Here is a 20,163-nt window from a genome sequence, read left to right as displayed (position 1 = left end):
CGTGGACGCCGTGGGCAAGCCTGCTGACACACGCAAGAAGTTCAAGACCCGGTGGTACCATCGGCATCCGAAATACTGGTTCCGCAAAGATCGGGTGCGTCCGGCCGGCCATCGCAGCGCGCCCGAGGTGGTCCGTCTCGATCCCGAGCCCGGCGTCACGCCCTCGGACAAGCCGCCGGTCCGCATCTTCCTCGGAACCGAGCCGCTTCAGGCCCGCGCCGAGCGCGTCTTCGTGTGGTCGGTGCGCAAGCATCGCGATCCCGCGCGCGCCTATGAGATCCACCTCATGAAGGATCTCATCGGCTTCGACCGCACCGGCTGGACGACGGGCTTCACCAACTATCGTTTCGCGATTCCCGCGCTCGCCCATTCGAAGGGGCGCGGCATCTACAACGACGTCGACCAGATCTATCTCGCCGACCCGTCCGAACTCTTCGACCTCGACATGGGGGACGCCTCGGTTCTGTGCATCGAGCCCGGCGAGACCTCGGTGGCGCTGATCGACGCGCCTAGAATGGCCCCGCACTGGCGCGTTCAGGACGCCCAGGGCGGCATGAAGCGCGACTTCTTCCTCGAGATCATGAACGGCCGCGGACTTCTGGGGCTGATGGGCCCCGAATGGAACTCCCGCGACAACGAGTTCACGGCCGATCGCTCGAAGTGCTTCCACTTCACCACCTTGCGCACGCAGCCGTGGCAGCCGTTCCGCGACCAGTTGCGTTACGAGCCGCACCCCGATGGCGAGGTCTGGTATGCGCTGGAGCGCGAGGCGGACGCGGCGCGGTTCAACAGCTTCACGCGCGAGCGTCCCGGCTCCGGTTTCGCCGCCGCCATCGCGCGGGCGTCGAACGGCGCGCCGGCGGCCGCCGGGTCGGAACGGCGGCATCAGTCGGAGGTCGCAAAGCTCATCGCCGGGACCGGCGCCAAGACCGTTCTGGACTATTCCGCCGTCGCGCCCGACGGGGCGGCGCGCAGCTTCCGGGGCGCCGAAACGTCGGCGCGCCCCGCGGGCGCGCTTTTCGCCAAGCCGGTCTCTGGCTCCTTCGACGGCGTCGCGGCGATCGACGCGCTTTCGGGCGTGCCCGAGGAGGACGTTCCCTGGGCGCTCGACGAACTGTTTGGCGCCGCGCGCCGCTTCGTCTACGTCGCCGTGGCGATCGACGCGGCCCGCATGACGGGCGGCGCGGCGCCGCTTCCGCCGGAATGGTGGCGCCTCCAGATGGAGCTCGCGGCGAACCGCAATCCGGGCCTGCGCTGGACGCTGCTCACCGCCGACGGCTCGGGGCTTTCAAGCATCCAGGTCCATGGCGGCGCGCCGAGCGTCGCAGCCGCGGCCTGAGCGGGCGCGCCCTTCCAGCCTCGTCGACTTCGGGCGCGCGCCGCGCTAGCGTCGCGCCGACGAAGCGAATGTCCGCGTCACCAGCGAGTGCGACATGAACCTCAGCGCCTCGGCCAAGCTTCAGGCCCGCTCGATCGTCGCGCTGCTCGTGAGCCGCATGCGCGCGCGCTACATCGGCTCGCGCGCCGGCTATGTCTGGGCGATCGTGGAGCCGCTCGCCTGGGTGTTCGTGCTCAAGATGGCGATCCGGCACAACGGCGACCAGCTGCCGCCGGTCGGCGACAGCTACGAGGTCTTCTTCGCTGTCGGCGTCATCCCTGCGCGCATGTGGCGGATGATCGCCCAAGGCGTATCCTCAGTCATGAACTCGGGGCGGTCGGCGCGGCTTCCTGGATTGCTGCGTCTTGATCTATGCTACGCCAACGGAGTTCTCGAGGCGATCACGGGCTTCGTCGTGATGATCATCGCCTTGTTCATTCTTCAGGTCTTTGGCTTCCATGCGGTGCCCGGAGATATCCTCCATTTCGTGATCGCGTTTTTGGCGATCACGGCCTTTGGCATTGCTTTTGGACTTACGGTCGGTGTCGTTCTCATTCTCGCGCCCGGGCTCCAGCACTTCATCGGCATGTTCTACATGGTGATGTTTTTTACGTCCGGCTTCGCCTTCGTCGTGGACCGCATGCCGCTCGCCACAAAGCAGATCGTGCTGTGGAACCCTCTCGTTCATTTCATCGAGTGGATCCGGATGGGGTTCTACGCGGGCTACGAGTGCCGGTCGCTCGATCTCAGCTACGCCTTCGTGGTGACGATCTGCTGTCTGCTGATCGGGCTCACCGGAGAGCGCATCTTCCGCCGTCACGCTGGGCGCCAGGAAGTCTACGAGGACGCTCAGGAAGTGTGATTGGAACGCCGGCCTCCCGCCCCGTTTCGGCCGCGATCGCTCGCGACAAGCGTCGCGTGTTTTCCAGCAGGTGACATCATGTCCGTCCGGCCCGCTGCCCCGAGACGTCGCGCCTCGCTGATCTGCGGCGCGCTCGCCGCATGTCTGGCGGCGTCGCCGGCGTCCGCCCATCCCCACGTGTTCGTCACGGCGAAAAGCGAGATCGTCTACGGCTCCGACGGGCGGATGGCCGCGGTGCGGCACGCCTGGACCTTCGACGACATGTTCTCCTCGATGGCCGTTCAGGGCCTCGACGCCAACGGCGACGGCCAGTATTCGCGCGAAGAGCTCGCGCCGCTCGCCGAGATCAACGTGACGTCGCTCGACGAGTTCAAGTTCTTCACCTTCGGCAAGGTCGGGGACAAGCGCGTGACGTTCGACAAGCCGCGCGACTACTGGCTCGACCGGTTGCCCGACGGGCGGCTGGTGCTGAACTTCACCTTGCCGGTGAAGGACGGCGCGGCGGAAAGGGGCGCGCCCTTCCGCGTCGAGGTCTATGATCCGACCTATTTCGTCGCGTTCGAGTTCGCCAAGGACGATCCGGCCAGACTGGTGCAGGCGCCCGCCGGCTGCGGCGTGGAGCTGGAGCGGCCGCCGGAGCCGGACGCCGGCCAGCAGAAGCGGCTTTCGGAGTCGTTCTTCTCAGGGCTGTCGCCCGGCGCGAATTTCGGCGCGCAATTCTCGAACACGCTGCTCGTCGCCTGCAAGTGAGCTTGCGCGTGAACCGGCGAGCGACGCCTCGAATCTTTTTCGTTCTGTGCGCCGTCGCCGCGACGCTCTGGCTCGGCGCGGACGCCGTCGCGCAGCTCGCGCCGGCGGGGCCGTTCGGCGTCGGGCGGCCGGACGCGCCGCCGTCCTGCGGCGCGGGCGGTCTGCTCGGCTGGATCTCGGCGTTTCAGTCCGGCTTCTACCTTCAGCTTTCCGGGGCGATCCGGGCGGTGAAGCAGGACTGGTCGGGACTCTGGCTGCTCTGCGGGCTGTCGGTCGCCTATGGCGTCTTTCACGCCGCGGGGCCGGGCCACGGCAAGGCGGTGATCTCGTCCTATCTGGTCGCGACCGGCGACGGGTTCCGACGCGGCGTCGCGCTGTCGGCGGTGGCTGCTCTCGCGCAGGCGGTCGCGGCGATCGCGCTTGTCGGCCTGTTCGCGATCGCGCTCAAAGCCACCAGCATGGCGATGGCCGGCGCGACATGGTGGCTGGAGGCCGGAAGCTACGCCGCGGTGCTCGTCGTTGGGCTCATGCTGCTCTGGCGCAAGGGCGGAGGTTTCCTGCGCGTGCTGCGCGGCGAGCCGGCCCATGTCCACGGACCGGACTGCGCCCACGGCCATGGCGTCGATCCGCAGATCGCCGAGGGGCGCATCGACTGGCGCCAGGCCGGCGGCGCGGTGCTCGCGATCGGACTTCGGCCCTGCACCGGCGCGATCGTGACGCTGGTGTTCGCGCTCGGGCAGGGGATCTTCTGGGCCGGCGTCGCCGCGACCTTCGCGATGGCGATCGGCACCGCCGCGACCGTCGCGGCGATCGCGGCGCTCGCCGTCGGCGCCAAGGCGACAGCCTTGCGCATCGCCTCGGCGCGTCCGGGGATCGGGTCCGCGGTCGTCGCCGGGCTCGAGGCTCTGGCCGCGGCGCTCATCGTCGGGCTCGGCGCGCTGCTTCTCGCAGGATTGCTGGCGTCTGGGACGGGTTGCGCTGGCTGACCGCAGCCAGGAGCCGGCCTTGCATTTTGCGCGCCGCGCCCGACCATGGACGGAACAAGAATCGTTCCAGACACGGGAGCTGCGCCATGATCGCCGTCATCTTCGAGGTCGAGCCGGCGGAGGGCCGCGCGGCGGACTACTTCTCGATGGCGATGCAGCTCAAGGCCGACGTCGAACAGGCGGACGGCTTCATCTCGGTCGAGCGGTTCGAGAGCGTGACGCAGCCGGGCAAGTTCGTGTCGCTGTCGTTCTGGCGCGACGAGGCGGCGCTGCTGAACTGGCGCAAACACGGCCGGCACCAGACGATGCAGAAGGCAGGGCGCGGCGGGGTGTTCGCGGACTATCGGCTGAGGGTCGCGAGCGTCGTCCGCGACTACGGCATGTTCGAGCGCGGCGAGGCCCCGGAGGACGCGGTCGCGCTCCACGGATAGCTCAGCGCGCCAGCCCTTCGGGAGCGCCCTGGAACGCCCGCTCGACGCCCTGCGCGTCCAGCCGGGCCACCCGGCGGGCGAGGTTCCACAGCTCCACCGGCATGCCCTTCAGTCGTTCGCGCGCGAACGCGATCGCTTCGCGATCGTCCCGGCACTCGGCGTCGTCGACGGAGCGGACGCGGTCCGCCTCGTTGACGTGGTAGACGCGGTAGTAGGGCATCGAGACCGTCCACCATGGGGTTGAGAGTCCGGCTCCGCGTAACCTCCACGGGTGGAGACTCGGATCGAAAAGTTAAGGCCGCGTTAACTTATTTCCAAAACGTTAAGCCATGGCGTCGCCGGCCGGCCGCGTCGGCCGAGGGCGTCGCGGGATGACTTCGCCGCGTCGCCTCTCTATCTAGGCGGTCCGACGACAGCGGAGCGCAGCCTGAGCATATGAACGCGCCTTTCTCACCGGCGGACGTCGAGGCCTCCCGCCTTCCGGCCGGCCACCCGCAAGTCCGCAGCGGGCGCGTCGGCGTGCTGCTGGTCAATCTCGGCACGCCCGACGGCATCGACTACTGGTCGATGCGCCGCTATCTGAAGGAGTTTCTTTCAGACCGCAGGGTCATCGAGACGCCGCGCCTCATCTGGTGGCCGCTGCTCAATCTCGTGATCCTGTCGACGCGGCCGGGCCGCAAGGGCAAGGACTACGCGTCGATCTGGAACAAGGAGCGGGACGAGAGCCCGCTCAGGACCATCACGCGCAGCCAGTCCGAGAAGCTCGCCGCCTGCCTCGCCGACAAGGCCCCGACCGTCGTGGTCGACTGGGCCATGCGCTACGGCAATCCGTCGATCGCCTCGCGGATCGAGGCGCTGCAGGCGCAGGGCTGCGACCGCATTCTGCTGGTCCCGCTCTACCCGCAATACGCCGCCGCGACCTCGGCGACGGTCTGCGACAAGGCCTTCGACGCGCTGAAGACGATGCGCTGGCAGCCGGCGCTGCGCGTCGCGCCGGCCTGGGCCGACGATCCGGTCTACATCGAGGCGCTGACGACCTCGCTCAGGGGCGAGCTTGCGAAGCTCGACTTCGAGCCTGAGGTGATCCTGGCCTCGTTCCACGGCGTGCCGCAGTCCTATCTCGCCAAGGGCGACCCCTATCATTGCGAGTGCCAGAAGACCGCGCGGTTGATGCGCGAGGCGCTCGGGCTCGACGAGGAGCGGTTCCGCATCACCTTCCAGTCGCGTTTCGGGCCGGAGGAGTGGCTCCAGCCCTACACCGACAAGACCGTCGAGGCGCTGGCGAAGCAGGGCGTGAAGCGCCTCGCGATCTGCATGCCGGGCTTCACCGCCGACTGTCTGGAGACGCTCGAGGAGATCGCGGGCGAGAACGCAGAGATCTTCCATCACAACGGCGGCGAGAAGTTCGCGGCGATCCCCTGCCTCAACGACAGCGTCGAGGGCATGCGCGTGATCGAGCACGTCGCGCGGCGCGAACTGATGGGCTGGGTCTGACGCGGCGGTTGCCTTCCGCCGCCCGGTCGGGCCCAATGCGCGTCAACGCGCGGTAGGGGGCGACATGTTTTCGGGCGATCTTTCTGGCTTCGACATCGCGGCGCTGGTCGTCGCGGCGCTGGTCATCTTCGTGATCTTCGCCGGCGTGAAGACCGTGCCGCAAGGCTATAACTACACGGTCGAGCGCTTCCAGAAATACACCCGCACGCTGCATCCGGGCCTCACCCTCATCGTGCCGTTCATCGACCAGATCGGGCGGAAGATGAACATGATGGAGCAGGTGCTCGAGATCCCGCGGCAGGACGTGATCTCCAAGGACAACGCCATCGTGCAGGTCGACGGCGTGGCGTTCTTCCAGGTGATCGACGCGGCCCAGGCGTCCTACGAGGTGACGAACCTCGAACGCGCCATCCTCGCGCTCACCATGACCAACATCCGCTCGGTTCTGGGCTCCATGGACCTCGACCACATGCTGAGCCAGCGTGACGAGATCAACTCGCGCCTGCTCCATGTGGTGGACGCCGCGGCCTCGCCCTGGGGCGTCAAGGTCACGCGCATCGAGATCAAGGACATCACCCCGCCCTCCGACATCGTCACCGCGATGGGCCGGCAGATGAAGGCCGAGCGCGAGAAGCGCGCGTCGATCCTCGTCGCCGAAGGCGCCAAGCAGGCGCAGATCCTGGAGGCCGAAGGCCGCAAGGAGGCCGCCTATCGCGACGCCGAGGCGCGCGAGCGCTCCGCGCAGGCCGAGGCGAGCGCGACCACGATGGTGAGCGAGGCGGTCTCGCGCGGCGACATGGCGGCGCTCAACTACTTCATCGCGCAGAAATACGTCGAGGCGCTCAAGGCGATGGCGACCTCGCCCAACCAGAAGACCATGGTGCTGCCCTACGAGGCGACGGCGCTGCTGGGCTCGCTTGCGGGCGTCGCGGAGATCGCGCGCGACTCCTTCGGCGGCGCCGCGGCCGCGACGCCGGCAGCCCGCTCCACCGCTCCGCGGACGACGAGCGTTCCGCCGAGCGGCGGCGTGGTCTTCACCGGCCAGCAGACGCCTCCCGGCGGAGGGGCCTGATGACGCGCAGTTCCGATCGGCTCGTCAGGAGCCTTCCATGATCGAGAGCTTCGTGATCGCGCTCGGCGCCTGGCGGTGGGTCGTGCTCGGCCTCGTGCTGCTCGCCCTCGAGCTCATCGCGCCGGGCACGCTGCTGCTCTGGCTCGGCATGGCGGCGATCGTGGTGGGTGGACTTGCGCTTCTGTTCGATCCGGGCTGGCAGATCGAGGTCGTGGGCTTCGCCATGCTCGGGCTCGCGGCGGCGGTCGGCTGGTGGTTCCTCGGCCGTCCCGACAACGCCGCCTCGACCGATCGACCGATGCTGAACCGCCGGGCCGAGCGCCATGTCGGCCGCGTCTTTACGCTCGAAGCGCCGATCCTCAACGGCGAGGGCCGCATCCGCATCGACGACACGATCTGGCGCGTGCAGGGCCCCGACATGCCCTCGGGTACGCGCGTGAAGGTCACGGCCGCCGACGGCGCGAACCTTTCGGTCGCGCCGGAGCTCTGAAGCCCTTTAGGGCCGGATCGCCGCGATCACCTCGGCGACGTTGCGCGGCGTCACCTCCCAGCGCTTGCCCTCATAGGCGAAGTCGAAGGCGATTCTGCCGGTCTCGCGCTCGAGGCGAAACAGTACCTGCGAGAAGGCCGAGCCGGTCTCTTCCGCGAGCGTCTCGCGCAGGCCCGTCACCTCGTCGTCGAGCTCATCCTCGCGGTTCGACACCGGCTTCCAGTCGTCCGCGCCGTCGCCCGTGAAGCAGTAGCCGAAATTCGACGGATATTTGCCGTCGAAGGTGAACACCATGGCGAGCGAACGCCAGGCGGGATCAAGCCGCGGCATGGCGCCGAGGCCCTTGGCGATCTCGACGATGCGGTCGTCCTTGGTCACGAGCTCTCCCGTCGTCATCCCGCGTCGCCCCAGTTCTTAATATCCTTCGATGACACCCGGTCAAACGTCTCGCCGGGCGCGTTTTCGAAGCGCTTGGAGTTCTCGTAGATGACCTTGCCGCTCGAAGGATCGGTCACCTCGTAGCTCGCGCGGAACGTGTCGGGCCGGTCGCCGGACGAGCGCTTGGCCACGACCTCGACATTGACCTCCTTGCCGTTGTTCACCCAGTCGGCGAACTCGTTCTCCATCTTCTTCCAGGCGCCGACATTGAGGTTGGCGTCCTGGGGCACGAGGTTGATCTCGCCCTGGCCCTTGGTGAAGCGGTAGGCGAACATGTGCCCGCCCTGATCGCCGTCCTTGCCCTTGGCGGCGGCGTCCTTCTGGGCGTCGGTCTCCGACTTCGGCCGCTTGCCGCCGCCGAAGTCCTCCTTGAGCCTGGCCTCGCCGGAGGCGAAGCGGCCTTCCGAGTCTGTGGTCCAGGTAAACTCGTTCTTGCCTTCGGTGCGGCTGACCGTGGCGTTCGGCGCGACCTTCGAGGTCCTGGCGTCGGCCGAGATTTTGGCGTCGGCCGGGATCTTGCCGTATCCCGGCGCCTTGCCGTCTCCGGGAACCTTCCCGTCTCCGGGGATCTTTCCGTCGTTCGCGGCCTTGGCGAGCTTGGCCCCGTCCGCGGCCTTGTCGGCGGCCCTCGCGCCGTCCGAAAGCGTGTCGGCGACGTCCACGCCGCGCTTCACCCATTTGGCGCCGGTGGCGACGTTGCCCGCAAACGGAATGGCGGCGCCGGCCGACAGCGCGGCGTTCGCCCAATCGCCTTCGGCCGCACACCAGGCGCCGTTGGCGAGATCCGCGACCTCGCCCACCACCGGAACCATGCCGGCGCCGTCGAGGACGAGATGGCCGATGTCGGCGGCCGACATCCCGGCCGCTGCCGTCCGCGCGGCGTTGAGCGCCTCGCCGAACGCGTCCGCGCCGCCCGAGGCGACGTCGCCGACGGCGTCGGCCGCGCCTTTCGCCATGTCGAGCGGATTGAGATTGAGGCCCATGCTTCGCTCCCTCAGGTCCCTCGTCGAGATCCGAAGGGGTAGGGCGAAGATTTAATGATCAGATGACAATTGAGGCGAAATATATCTTGCCGGCAAGATGGCGAGAGAAAGTTTTGCCGGCGCAAGACGGCCGGAAACTCTTCGCGTCACTCAGGAAAGATCGAATTTCACGCCTTGGGAGAGCGGCAGGTCCGCCCCGTAATTCACGGTTTGCGTGACGCGGCGCATATAGGCCTTCCAGCTGTCGGAGCCGGACTCCCGGCCGCCGCCGGTCTCCTTCTCGCCGCCGAACGCGCCGCCGATCTCGGCGCCCGAGGGGCCGATGTTGACGTTGGCGATCCCGCAGTCGGAGCCGCGGGCCGACGCGAAGGCCTCGGCCTCGCGAAGGTCGTTGGTGAAGATCGAGGACGACAGCCCCTGCGCGACGGCGTTGTTCAGCCCGATCGCGGCGCCGAGATCGGATTCGCGCGCCACATAGAGGATCGGCGCGAAGGTCTCGGCGAGCATCGGGCCCCGCTGCGCCGGCATCTCGACCAGCGCCGGGCGGACATAGACGCCGCCGTCGAGTCCCGGGACGTCGACCGCCTCCCCGCCAGAAACCCTTGCGCCCAGCGCGCGGGCGGCGTCGAGCGCCGCCATCATGGCGTCGCAGGCTCGAGCGTCGATCAGCGGGCCGACCAGCACGCCGTCGCGTCGCGGATCGCCGACCGCGGCGTTCGCGAACGCCTGTTTCAGCCGTGGGATCAGCGCGTCATAGACGTCGTCATGGACGATGAGGCGGCGCAACGTCGTGCAGCGCTGGCCAGCGGTTCCCATGGCCGAGAAGGCGACGGCGCGAAGGGTCAGCTCGAGGTCGGCCGAGGGGCGCACGATCGCGGCGTTGTTGCCGCCGAGCTCCAGCAGCGCGCGGGCGAAGCGGGCGGCGAGGCGCGGCGCGACCCGCCGGCCCATGGCGGTGGAGCCGGTGGCGGACACCAGGGCGACGAGCGGGCTGTCGACCAGCGCCTCGCCGACGTCCGCGCCGCCGGGCGCGACCTGCGACAGCCCGTCGGGCGCCTTTCCGCCGGCGTTCCGGAAGCGCGCGACGGCCCGCTCGAACAGGGCCTGGGCCGCGAGCGCGGTGAGCGGCGTCTTTTCCGACGGCTTCCAGACCACCGGGTTTCCGCAGACGAGCGCCAGCGCCGCGTTCCAGGCCCAGACCGCGACTGGGAAGTTGAACGCCGAAATGATCCCGACCACGCCGAGCGGCCGCCAGAGCTCGGCCATGCGGTGGTCCGGGCGCTCGCTGGCGATGTCGAGCCCGTGCAGCTGACGCGAGAGACCGACCGCGAAGTCGCAGACGTCGATCATCTCCTGGACCTCGCCGAGGCCTTCGGAGAGCACCTTGCCGGCCTCGATGGTCACGAGGCGCCCGAGCGCGTCCTTGGCGGCGCGCAGCTCCTCGCCGAACAGCCGCACGAGCTCGCCGCGGCGAGGCGCCGGGACGGAGCGCCAATCGAGGAAGGCCGAGTGCGCCGCCTCGATCATCAAGGCGACGTCTGCGGGGGAGGTTTCGGCGACGCGCGCGATCTCCGCGCCGTCAATTGGCGAGCGGGCGAAAAGGCCGCCGTGAAGCCGGTCATCGGAAACCCCGAGGGCGTCAAGCAGGAGACGGGCGTCGTCGGCGGGGGAGGGGGAGGGGAGGCGCATGGCGGCGAGCATAGCAGGCGGGCGAACGGTTGCGATGCCGGGGCGGGCGTCGGCCCGCTAAGCCCCCGCCTTCCGCGCGAGCGCGTCGATCGCTGACTTCGCCCCGGAAAGATCGGGCGCCTCGATGCGCCGCCAGCGGGCCTGCGCCAGGCCGAAGGCGCCGAAGGCCGCAAGCCCCGCGGCCACGAAGGCGAGCAGCGCCCAGCCGAAGGGCTGTTCGCGCAACGTCTCCAGCGCGCCGCCGAGACCCTTGGCCTCGTCGGAGTCGCTGTGGAGCGCGGCGACGACGAGGAAGGCGCCGATGACGCCGAACACCACGCCGCGGGCCGCATAGCCGAGACGGCCGAGCGCGAGTGCCGCCTTGCGCTTGTCGGCCGGGACCGAGAGGCGTTTCAGCATGTCGCCGCGCCACGCCTTCCAGAGATGGAACGCGCCGGCGCCGATCACTCCGACGCCGACCGCCGCGACGAGCCATCGCCCGAACGGCTGGGTCAGGAGCCAGGCGGTCCAATCCTGCGCCGCGGCGTCGTCGCCGCCGCCCGATCCCGCGCCCGCCGCAAGGCCGAAGGCCGTCAGCGCGAGGCCGCCGTTCACGATTCCCGACAGGGCGTGAACGGCCCGCGTCCCCAATCCCTTGGGCGAGGCGCCGTGGCGGTCGGGGTCGAGCGCGGCGCTGACGAGACGCCAGCCCGAGAAGCACGCCAGCCCGACGCCGATGAGCGCCAGCGGCAAGACGCCGAGCGGCTGGCCGAGCAGCCAGCGCAGCGCGCTGCCGCCGCCTCCGACGCCGCCGCCCGAGCCGATCGCGGCCAGCACCGCGAGCCCGCCCACCATCATGTAGACGAGGCCCCGCGCCGCGAGCCCGCCGCGGGCGACATGTTCGAGGCTGAGGTCGGCGAGCGCGCGCATCAGAGAGATCATCGGGCGCGCGCGGGCGCCTTCAAGCCGAAGAGATTTTGCAAGCCGCGAAAGCGTTTCGCGTGTGGACAATTTCGCTGCGCCCGAGCGCGAAGGTTGCGACGCAGCGCGATGCGACCCATGTTTTCATCTGTCGGCCCGCTGTCGCCGTTGCGCTGCCACGAGCCGCGCGGCGACACGACCGGCAGGTCGGCGAAGCCAAAGCATCAACCGCCCGACGTGGACGGGCCTATGAAAGGAGGTGATCCAGTGTCTCATTGTCACGATCAGCGCTCGATGAGGGCTGCGACCTGGATCTCCCGGTGCGGGGGTCTCGCCTGATCTTCACCGATCAGGACGGGTCGACGGTTCATCGATAGCCGCGATCTGCAATGGGAGGGGTCGCCGCCCGGGAGGGCCGCGGCCCCTCCGTCTTTTTTGCTACGTTCTAAAGGCTTTCAAGGCTTCTACGAGCGCATCAAGCGCGTTTTGGCTGGATTTCCACCCCAATTGTTCTTCCTCAATCGGAGTGAGGTCTTCTATATATATTCTGGGCATGTATCTGCGGAGCTCAGACCGCTTGTGGTAGTCAACGTTTTCAAGGAGTGGTTCGTAAATATCAAGCGCCGACTCGATATGTGAAAGCGAACCTTGACCTTGGCGGTACCGGTCGATCACCGCAAGGATTCTGTCGATGATTTCGGCATTCGTAATGACTGTGGCCTCCCATCTATTTGGTCGTGATAGCTCTTTCAGTGTTCGAATATCTCGGACGGGAAAAACATTGTCACGCCGCCTTTGTCATGGGTTTAGGCTCTACGCGGAGGAACCCTAGGCCCGTTCGCTCTGCAGAGACATGGCGCGAGTGGCAGCCTACCGCTAAAATCCCGAGCGAACGAAGAGACGCCCAGAACCGTCCGCTCCGGGAGCCCCGATGACGTCCTACGCCGATCTCCACGCCCGCTCGCTCGCCGATCCGGATGGGTTCTGGCTCGAGGCCGCGGAAGCGATCGACTGGATCGAGAAACCCAGCAAAGCCTTCGATCCATCGCTTGGCGTCTATGGCCGCTGGTTCCCGGACGGGATCCTCAACGTCTGCCACAACCTGCTCGACCGTCACGTGGCGGGCGGCCGCGGCGAACAGACGGCGCTGATCTATGACAGCCCCGTCACCGGCGTGAAGCGCACCTACAGCTATGGGGATCTCACCGAACAGGTCTCGCGCTTCGGCGCCGTGCTCGAAGACTTCGGCGTCGGCAAGGGCGACCGCGTCATCATCTATATGCCGATGGTCCCCGAGGCCGTCGTCGGGATGCTGGCCTGCGCGCGGCTCGGCGCGATCCACTCCGTGGTGTTCGGCGGATTTTCGGCCGGCGAGCTCGCCAAGCGCATCGACGACGCCAAGCCCAAGGTGATTCTCACCGCCTCCTGCGGTGTCGAACCGACCCGCAAGGTCGCGTACAAGCCGCTCCTGGACGAGGCCATCCGGCTGTCGGCGCATGCGCCCGAAAGCGTCATCCTGCTCCAGCGTCCGGAGCTCGCCGCCGAGATGACGGAGGGCCGCGACCACGACTGGGAGGCGCTCCGCGACGCGGCTTCCGGCAGGGTCAGCGAATGCGCGCGCATGGCCGCGACCGACCCGCTCTACATCCTTTACACCTCCGGCACGACCGGCGTTCCCAAGGGCGTGGTGCGCGACTGCGGCGGCTATCTGGTCGCGCTCGCCTGGAGCATGGGCGGGCTCTACGGAACCGAGCCCGGCGAGACCTTCTTCTGCGCCTCCGACATCGGCTGGGTCGTCGGCCACTCCTACATCGTCTATGCGCCGCTCAGCATCGGCGCGACCACGGTGCTCTATGAGGGCAAGCCCGTGGGCACGCCCGACGCCGGCGCGTTCTGGCGTGTGATCGAGGAGCACAAGGTCGTCGCGCTGTTCACAGCGCCGACCGCCTTCCGCGCCATCCGCAAGGAGGATCCGGACGCAAAGCTGCTCGCCGGCTACGACCTTTCCGGCTTCCGGGCGCTCTATCTCGCGGGCGAGCGCGCCGATCCGGCGACGATCCAGTGGGCGGAGGAGAAGCTCGGCGTTCCGGTGATCGACAATTGCTGGCAGACCGAGACCGGCTGGGCGATCGTCGGCAACCCGATCGGGGTGGAGAGGCTGCCGATCAAGCACGGCTCGCCGACCGTGCCGATGCCGGGCTACGACCTGAAGGTGCTGGACGACGAGGGCGCCGAGGCGCCGGTTGGCAAGCTCGGCAACATCGTGCTGAGGCTGCCGCTGCCCCCGGGATGCCTGCCGACGCTCTGGAATGACGAGAAGCGCTTCCGCGAGGCCTATCTCACGACCTTCCCGGGCTATTACCGCACCGCGGACGCCGGCTTCGTAGACGAGGACGGCTACGTGTTCTTCATGTCCCGCACCGACGACATCATCAACGTCGCGGGCCACCGGCTCTCCACCGGCAGCATGGAGGAGGCCATCGCCAGCCACCCGGACGTCGCCGAATGCGCGGTGGTGGGCATGGCGGACGCGCTGAAAGGCCAGGCGCCGGTCGGCTTCGTGGTGCTGAAAGCCGGCGTCGAGCGGGATCTCGCCGACATCGAGCGCGAGATCGTGGCCAGGGTGCGCGACAAGGTCGGGCCGGTGGCGGCCTTCAAGACCGCGCTTGCGGTGAAGCGGCTGCCGAAGACCCGGTCGGGCAAGATCCTGCGAGGCACGATCCAGAAGATCGCCGACGGCGAGGAGTGGGCGATGCCCGCGACCATCGAGGATCCGGTCGCGCTCGACGAGATCGGCGAGGCGCTGAAGGCGCGTCTCGGATAGACGTCATCCCGGCCGCCGTTTCGCCTGGCCGGGATGACGCGTTCGTCCCATCGACTCAGCGCCGGCGGTAGTCGTCCTCGTCGTCTTCCTCGGTCTCGTCGCGCTTCAGCTGCTTGAGCTTGGCGAAGACGCTCTGGACGTCGAGCTCGCCGTCGCCGTCGCGCGCGGTCGTGACCTCGGCGGACAGCAGGGTCTCCTCGGGCTCCGGAGCCTCCTTGCGCAGCACCGCGTCCGGGTTCTCCTTGGCCGCCTTGGCGGTCTCGAAGTCGAGGTCGATCTGCGAGCAGAGGCCGAGCGTCACCGGATCCATCGGGCTCAGATTCTGCGAGTTCCAGTGCGTGCGGTCGCGGATGGCCGCGAGCGTCGTCTTGGTGGTGCCGACGAGACGCATGATCTGCGCGTCGCGAAGCTCCGGATGGTTGCGCACCAGCCAGAGGATCGCGTTCGGCCGGTCCTGGCGGCGCGAGACGGGCGTGTAGCGCGGGCCCTTGCGGGGCTTCATCGGGGGCAGGCGGACCTTGGAGACGGAGAGCTGGAGCCGGTAGTCCGGGTTCTTCTGGCCCTTCTCGATCTCCTCGCGGGTCAGCTGCCCGTTGGTGATCGGGTCGAGGCCGCGGATGCCCTGCGCCGCGTCGCCGTCCGCCACCGCCTTCACCTCGAGCTCGTGCAGCTTGCAGAAGTCGGCGATCTGCGCGAACGACAGCGCGGTGTTCTCCACGAGCCAGACCGCGGTCGCCTTCGGCATCAGCGGCGCGTTCGACATGGTGCAAATCTCCTCTCGCTCCCGCCGCCGGTGGAAGCGGCGGGGCCCTGACCGATATCTCGATGACTGGGGTTGGCGTCCGATATAGGCCTTTCGCCGCCAAGGCGCAACGCGAAGGCGGATCCGGCCGCCTGTCCCGCCGCGGGACGGACGGCTTGCCCCGCGCCGTCCCGACGCGGCACGACGGCGAACGGTTTGAGCGGCGGGAAGCGAGGAGGAGCCGATGGCGGTTTTCGACGACGAACCGGGCGCGCCGCCTGCGCGCAAGGCAGAACATGTGATGGGCGAGGATCTGTCGCGGCTGTCCGTCGACGAGCTTCAGGCCCGCGTTGCGCTCCTGAAGGAGGAGATCGCGCGCATCGAGGCCGCCGCGACCGCGAAGGCCGCGCAGCGCGACGCCGCCGACCTGTTCTTCAAGCGCTGAGGTTCGCAGGTGTTTTCGCTGTGCGACACCATGGCGGTAACTTGGCGTTAACCTTTCCAGATTATACCCGAAGTCGGTCCAGTTTCTGGATTGCGAGTGGTTCCTGTCCACTCTGTTTGACGCCTCCCTGTCATCGACTTTCTCGGCCGCCTCGTGCGGCCGTTTTTTTACGCTTTGCGTTAACCATCGCGCCGGGCCGCCTGGGGAAAACCTGCGCTCTGGTCCGCCGATTGCCCTGACGCCTTGGTTGATGCGATGCTGGGGCGTCTATGTATGTCGCTCACGAGGCTATGGCCCGGTCGGAGAGGCGTTGGATGACGGATGGTTTCGGACGCTCGGAGAAGGTCGCGACGGTCTCGTTCGGCGCGAAGCTCGTGGGCTCGGCCGGATTCGGGGCGCTGTTCCGCGAGGGCATGGCGCTGGTCGAGGAGACCGCGGCCTATCTCGACGGCGACGGACGCTCCGAATCGCGCAAGCTCGGACGGCCCGAATCGATCGCCTACGCGACCGAAAGCATGCGGCTCACCACGCGGCTGATGCAGGTCGCCTCCTGGCTGCTGGTCCAGCGCGCCGTCAACGAAGGCGAGATGTCGCCCGACCAGGCGCTCGACGAGAAGCGCAAGGTGAAGCTGACGCCGATCTCCTCCACGCTCGCCCCCGAGGTGTTCGACCGGCTGCCCGAGCGCCTTCGCGACCTCGTCACCCGCACCGCGCGGCTGCAGGAGCGCGTGCAGGTGCTCGACGCCCAGCTCGACGGCCGCGCGACGCCGGAAGACCGCTCCGGCAACCCGCTCGAGGGCCAGATGGAGCTGCTGCGCCAGGCCTTCGGCGGACGTCGCTGAGCAGGCTCAGGACGGCCCAAGGACATGCGCTGACTGGCGCAGGCGTCATGCAGGCTTTTCGGCCAGGATGACGGACCGAGGTTCTGGCGCTCCACGATCAGCAAGCAGCGTAGCGCTACCGCCCAGCCGGCTCATCCAGCCGCGCGAGGCACACCGCGTCGATGTCCTGCGTTTTCTCGCGCATCGTCGCCTGGATCTCGGCCGCCGGCCGGCCGGTGAGCCGCGCGAGGTCTGCGGTGGTGACGCGTCGCGCCAGCGTCTCGCCGTAGCAGTCGCAGAACCTGCCGATCGTCTCCGGCGTCACGTCGGGATCGACCGGCGCGGCCTTCTGGCGCGCCGTGCAGGCCTCGACGGCCGAGCGCACGAAGTCCGCGCGCGTCTGGCCCGCAAGCGGCGCGCCGGCCTCGCCCGCCATGTTGAACCGCCAGATCGCGACCCCGAGCGCGATCGCCGCCACCGCCAGAACGCCGAGAAGAATGCGCTGCGCCGTCACGTCGCTTCACCGTCCGCACAAAACAAAACCCCGGCCGCAAGGACCGGGGTCATAAGGGCGCGAAAGAGGCGCCGCGGGTCACGTCTTGGTGGCGACGCCGAAGTTCGCGAACTTCTTGTTGAAGCGCGAGAGACGGCCGCCGCGGTCGGTCAGCTGCGCCGCGCCACCGGTCCAGGCCGGATGGGTGTTCGGGTCGATGTCGAGCTGGAGGGTGTCGCCCTCCTTGCCCCAGGTGGAGCGGGTCTCGTACTCGGTGCCGTCCGTCATGACGACCTTGATCGTGTGGTAGTTCGGGTGGATGTCGGCCTTCATGGCGATGTTCCGTTCGGCGATGCGCGGCCGCTCAGGGCGCCCGCGAGCATTTCGAGAATGACGTGAGGTGGCACCCCTATAACGCAAACGCGGGCGAGCGACAACCGGGCGAGGCCGCGCTTCCGCGCCCTTCGGCCGCGTAAGTCGGGGTTGTGCTTCTCGCGCCCTCCGCTCCATAACCCTCCCGCCTTTGGAACGTGTTTAAGCAAGGGACCGCAATGGCCCGCCGCAAGGCCGCAGAGACGACCGCAAACCCCGCAGCCCCCTCGCGGTCGCTGAAGCCGCTCGCCGCCATCATGCCCTTCGCGACCGCGCACAAGGGTCGCATCCTCGGGGCCTTCGTCGCGCTCGTCGCCTCGGCCGGCGCGACGCTTGCGATCCCCGTGGCGGTCCGGCGGCTGATCGACCACGGCTTCTCGTCCGACCATCCAGGCATGGTGGACCAGTATTTCGGCGCGATGCTCGCGGTGGTGGCCGTTCTCGCGGTGGCGTCGGCCGCCCGCTACTGGTTCGTGACGACGCTCGGCGAGCGTGTGGTGTCGGACGTGCGCGCCGCAGTGTTCGAGCGCCTGACGCGGCTCACCCCTGCGTTCTACGACCGCCAGCGCTCCGGCGAGATCATCTCGCGGCTCACCGCCGACACCACGCAGATCAAGTCGGCGTTCGGCGCGACCGCGAGCCAGGCGCTGCGTAACCTGTTCCTGTTCCTGGGCGCCGCCGTCATGATGGTGGTGACGAGCCCGTGGCTCTCCGCGCTGGTGCTCGGCGCGATCCCGATCATCGTGCTGCCGCTCGCGGCCTTCGGGCGCTCGGTGCGCCGCCGCTCGCGCGCCGCGCAGGACCGCCTCGCCGACGCCTCCGCGGTCGCAGGCGAGGCCATCGGCGCGATGCGGGGCGTGCAGGCCTACAACGCCGAGCGGCGGCTCATCGACCGCTTCTCGCTCGCCGTCGAGGACGCCTATTACGCCGCCCAGAGCGCCACCACGGCGCGCGCGCTCTTGACCGGCGTCGGCATCTTCCTCGTCTTCGTCAGCGTGCTCGGCGTGCTGTGGTACGGCGCGACGCTGGTGCTCGCAGGCCAGATGTCGGCCGGCGCGCTCGGCCAGTTCGTGCTCTACGCCGTGTTTGCCGCCGGCGCGATCGGCGAGCTCTCCAACGTCTGGGGCGAGGCCACGCAAGCCGCAGGCTCCGCCGAGCGGCTCGGCGAGCTGCTCGCGACCGAACCCGAGGTGCGCGACCCGAAAAACCCGCGTCCGCTGCCGGCGCCTGCGCGCGGCGCGCTCGCCTTCGAGGCGGTGGACTTTTCCTATCCGGGCGCCGAGGCGCCTGCGCTCAAAGGATTCTCGCTCGGCGTCGCGCCCGGCGAAACCGTGGCGATCGTCGGTCCGTCGGGCGCGGGCAAGTCGACGCTGTTCCATCTCGCGCTGCGTTTCTACGACCCCGCCGCCGGCCGCGTGACGATCGACGGCGTGGACCTGCGCGAGGCCCGGCTCGAAGAGGTCCGCGACCGTCTCGCGCTCGTGCCGCAGGATCCCGTGGTGTTCGCCACCAGCCTGCGCGAGAACATCCGCCTCGGCCGCGCCGGGGCGAGCGACGCCGAGGTCGAGGCCGCGGCGCGGCTCGCCGGCGCCGACCGTTTTGTGGCGGACCTGCCGGGCGGCTACGACGCCCAGATCGGCGAGCGCGGCGTGACGCTGTCGGGCGGCCAGCGCCAGCGCGTGGCGCTCGCCCGCGCGCTGTTGAAGGACGCTCCCGTCCTTCTGCTCGACGAGGCCACCTCCGCGCTCGACGCGGAAAGCGAGACGCTGGTGCAGGAGGCGCTCGGCGCCACGCGGCAGGGTCGCGCCACGGTCGTCATCGCCCACCGCCTCGCGACCGTTCTCGCCGCCGACCGCATCGTGGTGATGGACGCCGGCCGCATCGTCGAGCAGGGCAGCCACGCCGAGCTCGTGGCCCGCCGCGGGCTCTATGCGCGTCTCGCCGAGCTCCAGTTCGGCGCCGGCGACCTCCGCCGGGCCGAGGCCGCGGCGGAGTAGGGCGGTGGCGGCCGAGGTCGCTCTCGTCGACGATCCGTCCCCCGATGACCGCGCCGCCATCCTGCGCGGGCTGGTGGCCTTCAACGACGAACGGTTCGGGCCGTCCGACATCCGCCCGCTCGCCGTGCTGCTGCGCGACGAGGCCGGCGAGACCATCGGGGGCCTGTGGGGGCGCACGACCTATGGCTGGCTCTATGTCGAACTGCTGTTCGTGCCCGAAGGTCTAAGAGGGCGAGGGCTGGGCGCGCGGCTTCTGGCCGAGGCCGAACGCGCGGCGGCGGAGCGCGGGGCGACGAACGCCTGGATCGATTGCTTCGGGCAGGTGAACCGCGACGTCTATGTCCGCTGCGGCTACGAGGTCTTCGGCGCGCTTCCGGGCATGCCCCCGGGCGAGACGCGATATTTCCTGAAGAAGGCGCTGTGACTGGCGCGATCGCCGCGGCCGTGAGAGGCTGTCCGCATGGAGAAAGACGCGCTTCCAGACGATCTCAGCCGGCGCATCGACGCTTTGTCGGAGCGCTCTTCGCTGACGCGCGAGCAGATCATCGAAGACGCGCTCTCCCACGGTCGTTCGTTGGCGTGGCAGGAGCGCTGGATTTCGGGGGTCGAGGCAGGGCTCAAGGACGCCGAGGATGGGGCGTTCGCGTCCGACGAGGAGCTTGCTGCAGTCCTGAACCGGCACGCGTCCCGCTGATCGGGTGCGGGTCTTCCGGACACGCCGATATCTGATGGAATTGGCGGCGATCGGAGACTATCTCGCCGAGCAGAGTCCGCGGGCTGCATTCCGCATCGTCAATGACATCGACGGCTCGGCCGCGCGACTGCTGTCACGAAATCCGTTCGTCGGCCGTATCGGCGAAATTCCAGGCACGCGCGAGTTGGTCGTTTCGGGCGCGCCCTACATCGTGGCGTACCGTGTGACGGAGGAGCGTGTCGAACTGCTCTTCGTGCAGCACGGCGCGCGGGAATGGCCGCCAAGCATTTGACGACGCGGCC

The 20,163-nt window shown here is 68.8% G+C and carries 23 protein-coding genes; 15 read left to right on the top strand and 8 right to left on the bottom strand.

Annotated features, from left to right (window positions below):
• Positions 1 to 10 precede the first annotated feature (10 nt).
• The 5 genes from ACFOWB_RS23150 to ACFOWB_RS23130 all read left to right on the top strand — a co-directional run bounded on the left by ACFOWB_RS23150 (position 11) and on the right by ACFOWB_RS23130 (position 4,407).
• Positions 11 to 1,339: a hypothetical protein gene (locus ACFOWB_RS23150; protein ID WP_261404676.1), complete on the top strand. Its 1,329-nt coding sequence runs from the start codon at positions 11 to 13 to the stop codon at positions 1,337 to 1,339.
• A 94-nt stretch (positions 1,340 to 1,433) separates the two neighbouring features.
• The gene (locus tag ACFOWB_RS23145; RefSeq protein WP_261404675.1) at positions 1,434 to 2,240 is read left to right on the top strand and encodes an ABC transporter permease; all 807 of its coding nucleotides are present in this window, start codon (positions 1,434 to 1,436) and stop codon (positions 2,238 to 2,240) included.
• Between the two features lie 78 nt (positions 2,241 to 2,318).
• Positions 2,319 to 2,990: a DUF1007 family protein gene (locus ACFOWB_RS23140; RefSeq protein ID WP_261404674.1), complete on the top strand. Its 672-nt coding sequence runs from the start codon at positions 2,319 to 2,321 to the stop codon at positions 2,988 to 2,990.
• 8 nt (positions 2,991 to 2,998) lie between these two features.
• Entirely contained in the window at positions 2,999 to 3,976 is a 978-nt protein-coding gene (locus ACFOWB_RS23135; RefSeq protein WP_261404673.1) for a nickel/cobalt transporter, read from the top strand.
• An 86-nt stretch (positions 3,977 to 4,062) separates the two neighbouring features.
• Entirely contained in the window at positions 4,063 to 4,407 is a 345-nt protein-coding gene (locus ACFOWB_RS23130) for an antibiotic biosynthesis monooxygenase family protein (RefSeq protein WP_261404672.1), read from the top strand.
• Between the two features lies 1 nt (position 4,408).
• Here the strand turns inward: ACFOWB_RS23130 and ACFOWB_RS23125 are convergent, their stop codons facing one another.
• Complete coding sequence (locus ACFOWB_RS23125) at positions 4,409 to 4,627, bottom strand: hypothetical protein (protein WP_261404671.1); 219 nt, start codon at positions 4,625 to 4,627, stop codon at positions 4,409 to 4,411.
• A 215-nt stretch (positions 4,628 to 4,842) separates the two neighbouring features.
• Here ACFOWB_RS23125 and hemH point away from each other — a divergent pair, with 215 nt between their 5' ends.
• From hemH to ACFOWB_RS23110, 3 genes are all read left to right on the top strand, one after another.
• On the top strand, positions 4,843 to 5,901 hold the full coding sequence (gene hemH, locus ACFOWB_RS23120; protein ID WP_378149635.1) for a ferrochelatase: 1,059 nt from the start codon (positions 4,843 to 4,845) through the stop codon (positions 5,899 to 5,901).
• 64 nt (positions 5,902 to 5,965) lie between these two features.
• Positions 5,966 to 6,973: an SPFH domain-containing protein gene (locus ACFOWB_RS23115; RefSeq protein ID WP_261404670.1), complete on the top strand. Its 1,008-nt coding sequence runs from the start codon at positions 5,966 to 5,968 to the stop codon at positions 6,971 to 6,973.
• Between the two features lie 37 nt (positions 6,974 to 7,010).
• The gene (locus ACFOWB_RS23110) at positions 7,011 to 7,463 is read left to right on the top strand and encodes an NfeD family protein (protein ID WP_378149633.1); all 453 of its coding nucleotides are present in this window, start codon (positions 7,011 to 7,013) and stop codon (positions 7,461 to 7,463) included.
• Positions 7,464 to 7,469: 6 nt separating this feature from the next.
• Here ACFOWB_RS23110 and ACFOWB_RS23105 read toward each other — a convergent pair whose 3' ends face one another.
• From ACFOWB_RS23105 to ACFOWB_RS23090, 4 genes are all read right to left on the bottom strand, one after another.
• A complete protein-coding gene (locus ACFOWB_RS23105; RefSeq protein ID WP_261404669.1) occupies positions 7,470 to 7,841 on the bottom strand; it encodes a hypothetical protein in 372 nt (123 codons plus the stop codon).
• 14 nt (positions 7,842 to 7,855) lie between these two features.
• On the bottom strand, positions 7,856 to 8,884 hold the full coding sequence (locus tag ACFOWB_RS23100; RefSeq protein ID WP_378149631.1) for a DNA/RNA non-specific endonuclease: 1,029 nt from the start codon (positions 8,882 to 8,884) through the stop codon (positions 7,856 to 7,858).
• Positions 8,885 to 9,034: 150 nt separating this feature from the next.
• Complete coding sequence (gene amaB / locus ACFOWB_RS23095) at positions 9,035 to 10,573, bottom strand: L-piperidine-6-carboxylate dehydrogenase (RefSeq protein ID WP_378149628.1); 1,539 nt, start codon at positions 10,571 to 10,573, stop codon at positions 9,035 to 9,037.
• 57 nt (positions 10,574 to 10,630) lie between these two features.
• Positions 10,631 to 11,494 (bottom strand): DUF1206 domain-containing protein, encoded by an 864-nt coding sequence (locus tag ACFOWB_RS23090; RefSeq protein WP_378149626.1) that lies wholly within the window; start codon positions 11,492 to 11,494, stop codon positions 10,631 to 10,633.
• 910 nt (positions 11,495 to 12,404) lie between these two features.
• On the opposite strand from ACFOWB_RS23090, the gene ACFOWB_RS23085 reads away from it, so the two are divergent.
• On the top strand, positions 12,405 to 14,297 hold the full coding sequence (locus ACFOWB_RS23085; RefSeq protein WP_378149624.1) for a propionyl-CoA synthetase: 1,893 nt from the start codon (positions 12,405 to 12,407) through the stop codon (positions 14,295 to 14,297).
• A 55-nt stretch (positions 14,298 to 14,352) separates the two neighbouring features.
• Here the strand turns inward: ACFOWB_RS23085 and ACFOWB_RS23080 are convergent, their stop codons facing one another.
• Positions 14,353 to 15,060, bottom strand: coding sequence for a DUF1013 domain-containing protein (locus ACFOWB_RS23080; protein ID WP_378149622.1), 708 nt, complete (start codon positions 15,058 to 15,060; stop codon positions 14,353 to 14,355).
• 223 nt (positions 15,061 to 15,283) lie between these two features.
• Between ACFOWB_RS23080 and ACFOWB_RS23075 the strand changes: the two genes are divergently transcribed.
• Together ACFOWB_RS23075 and rcdA are read left to right on the top strand one after the other, a co-directional pair.
• Positions 15,284 to 15,484 carry a DUF1192 domain-containing protein gene (locus ACFOWB_RS23075; protein ID WP_261404667.1) on the top strand — a complete coding sequence of 67 codons (201 nt, stop codon included), beginning with the start codon at positions 15,284 to 15,286 and terminating at the stop codon, positions 15,482 to 15,484.
• Positions 15,485 to 15,798: 314 nt separating this feature from the next.
• Positions 15,799 to 16,326 (top strand): protease adaptor protein RcdA, encoded by a 528-nt coding sequence (gene rcdA / locus ACFOWB_RS23070; protein ID WP_261404666.1) that lies wholly within the window; start codon positions 15,799 to 15,801, stop codon positions 16,324 to 16,326.
• 115 nt (positions 16,327 to 16,441) lie between these two features.
• Here rcdA and ACFOWB_RS23065 read toward each other — a convergent pair whose 3' ends face one another.
• Both ACFOWB_RS23065 and rpmE read right to left on the bottom strand, forming a co-directional pair.
• Positions 16,442 to 16,819, bottom strand: coding sequence for a hypothetical protein (locus tag ACFOWB_RS23065; protein ID WP_378149619.1), 378 nt, complete (start codon positions 16,817 to 16,819; stop codon positions 16,442 to 16,444).
• A gap of 78 nt (positions 16,820 to 16,897) precedes the next feature.
• Positions 16,898 to 17,131 carry a 50S ribosomal protein L31 gene (gene rpmE, locus ACFOWB_RS23060; protein ID WP_261404664.1) on the bottom strand — a complete coding sequence of 78 codons (234 nt, stop codon included), beginning with the start codon at positions 17,129 to 17,131 and terminating at the stop codon, positions 16,898 to 16,900.
• A 218-nt stretch (positions 17,132 to 17,349) separates the two neighbouring features.
• On the opposite strand from rpmE, the gene ACFOWB_RS23055 reads away from it, so the two are divergent.
• Genes ACFOWB_RS23055 through ACFOWB_RS23040 form a run of 4 tightly spaced genes read left to right on the top strand, consistent with a single transcriptional unit; the run spans position 17,350 to position 20,153 of the window.
• Complete coding sequence (locus ACFOWB_RS23055) at positions 17,350 to 19,167, top strand: ABC transporter transmembrane domain-containing protein (protein ID WP_261404663.1); 1,818 nt, start codon at positions 17,350 to 17,352, stop codon at positions 19,165 to 19,167.
• Between the two features lie 4 nt (positions 19,168 to 19,171).
• Complete coding sequence (locus ACFOWB_RS23050; protein WP_261404662.1) at positions 19,172 to 19,591, top strand: GNAT family N-acetyltransferase; 420 nt, start codon at positions 19,172 to 19,174, stop codon at positions 19,589 to 19,591.
• 36 nt (positions 19,592 to 19,627) lie between these two features.
• On the top strand, positions 19,628 to 19,861 hold the full coding sequence (locus ACFOWB_RS23045) for a CopG family ribbon-helix-helix protein (RefSeq protein WP_261404661.1): 234 nt from the start codon (positions 19,628 to 19,630) through the stop codon (positions 19,859 to 19,861).
• Positions 19,862 to 19,895: 34 nt separating this feature from the next.
• A complete protein-coding gene (locus ACFOWB_RS23040; protein WP_378149615.1) occupies positions 19,896 to 20,153 on the top strand; it encodes a type II toxin-antitoxin system RelE/ParE family toxin in 258 nt (85 codons plus the stop codon).
• The last annotated feature ends 10 nt before the right edge of the window (positions 20,154 to 20,163 follow it).

Source organism: Chenggangzhangella methanolivorans, assembly GCF_042648545.1.
Taxonomy (GTDB): Bacteria; Pseudomonadota; Alphaproteobacteria; order Rhizobiales; family Methylopilaceae; genus Methylopila; species Methylopila methanolivorans.
The sequence above is the reverse complement of the archived record's forward strand: the minus strand, read 5'-3'. Positions and strand labels throughout refer to the sequence as shown.